Source organism: Allobosea sp. TAB14 (genome assembly GCF_052113865.1).
GTDB lineage: Bacteria > Pseudomonadota > Alphaproteobacteria > Rhizobiales > Beijerinckiaceae > Allobosea > Allobosea spartocytisi.
This window is the reverse complement of record NZ_JBFRDQ010000346.1, coordinates 1-1,802: the sequence shown is the minus strand read 5'-3', so window position 1 is coordinate 1,802 and position 1,802 is coordinate 1. Positions and strand designations below refer to the sequence as shown.

Sequence of the window (1,802 nt, the reverse complement as noted above, 5' to 3'; positions counted from 1 at the left end):
GACGGCATGTGCCAGGTTCCAGCCGCCCTCCGCGACGGGGTCGGGCTTGGCGCGACGCGCCAGGAAGGCGCTCCATTCCATCGTCTGGATTTCAGAAGGAATGCCGATCTGGCGCAGGAGCTGCTGAGTGAGCGGCGCCAGCGGTGCGAAGGAGGCGATGTCGCCGGGCGTGATGATGACGATCTTCTGGCCCTTGTAGCCGACTTCCTGCAACAGCGCCTTTGCCTTGGCGACATTGGGCTTGCCGGTGTCGGGAAAGCCGACGTCCGTCTCCAGCGGGGTGCCGCAGCCGAAGAAGGCCGGACAAACCTGGTAGGATTCCGGATCGCCGATCGAGGCATCCATGTAGTCCTGCTGAGTGACCACCGCCTGCACCGCCTGGCGCATCTTGACGTTGTCGAAAGGGGGTTGCGCCCAGTTGAAGCGGATGGTCGATGCGTTCGGGCCAGGCCTGCGCCGGATCGTCACGCTCTTGTTGTCCTGGAGCAGGGAGCGTTGATCGGCGTTCAGATTCTCCAGCAGGTCGATCTCGCCCTTGGCGAGCGCGTTGATCGCCGTCTGCTTGCTCGGAAACCAGACCACTTCGACCCGGTCCACCTTCACGGTCTTGCCGCCGGCGAGGCCATCGGGCGGCTCCGCACGTGGGACGTATTTCTCGTTGCGCTCATAGGCCCAGCTGACGCCGGGGCGGAATTCGGACGGGATGAAGCGGAACGGGCCCGAGCCGACGACCTCCTCCAGCACCTTGTCGGCCGGCAGTTCGGCGATCCGCTTCGGCATGATGAAGAGCGGGATCGAGCTGGGGCGGGCAAGGCCCTCCAGCATCGGCCCGAACGGCTCCTTCAATTCAATGCGGACGGTCCTGGCGTCGACCGCGCGCATGGCCGTGGTGACGCCCGCGAGACGCAGACCGACGACATCCTTTTTCGCCCAACGGGCGATCGATGCGATGCAGTCCTCCGCGGTCACAGCCTGCCCGTCATGGAAGGCAAGTCCCTCGCGCAGCACGAAGGTCCAGCTCAGCTTGTCGTCGGCGACCGACCATTCCTTCACCATCTGGGGCTGCGGCCGGTATTGGGAATCCACCGCAAACAGCGTGTCGTAGACCATGAAGGCATGGTTGCGGGTGATGTAGGCGTTGGTCACGACGGGATCGAGCACCCGCAAGGCCGCGTGCGGCGCCAGCCGCAAGGTCTTCTTCGCCTGGGCCCTTGCCGGGCTCATGGTGGCGAAAAGCGCGCCCGCGGACAGCGCCAGGGCCTCGCGTCGATTGATCAGCATTAGCTCCGTTCCCTTTGTCGGGCGGGCTTTGTGCCCGCTTCGCTGCGAATGCGTATTCGATTCAATAGCTGCGGCCCCGGCGCGGATCCGGCCAGAACGAGGTTCCTGCGCGGGCCGGGCCGCCACCGACGCCCATCGGCACGCCATCGGCGCGCCAGCACGCGGCGCCCGTCATCGTGCCGTCGGCGGCAATGCCGATGATGCCCATGCCTCCCGCGACGTGATCGACCGCCGAGACGCGGTGCCCGAGCCCAGCGAGTGTCGTCCTCGCAACTTCAGCAACGCCGCGTTCGATCTCAGCCTCCTGCCCCCAGGTGAAGACGCGCGGCGCCTCCGCCGCTTCCTGCGGGCTCATGCCGTGGTCGACGAGATTCAGGACGGCCTGCATCGCCGAGGCCGGAATGCGATGGGCCCCCGGCAGACCGAGGGCGAAGATCGGCTTGCCCTCGCGCTTGCCGATGAGCGCGGTGATGCCGCTGGTGATGCGCTTGCCGGGCTGAAGCGACAGCGCGTTCCCCGGA

2 protein-coding genes are annotated in these 1,802 nt (G+C 66.7%); both read right to left on the bottom strand.

Going from position 1 to position 1,802, the window contains the following annotated elements; genetic code table 11:
- Positions 1–1,281: ABC transporter substrate-binding protein (locus AB4Y99_RS27455; protein WP_441525575.1), on the bottom strand; the 1,281-nt coding region annotated here is incomplete at its 3' end.
- 61 nt (positions 1,282–1,342) lie between these two features.
- Positions 1,343–1,802, bottom strand: a 460-nt coding sequence (locus tag AB4Y99_RS27450) for a gamma-glutamyltransferase (RefSeq protein WP_441525574.1), incomplete at its 5' end; no start/stop codon positions are given.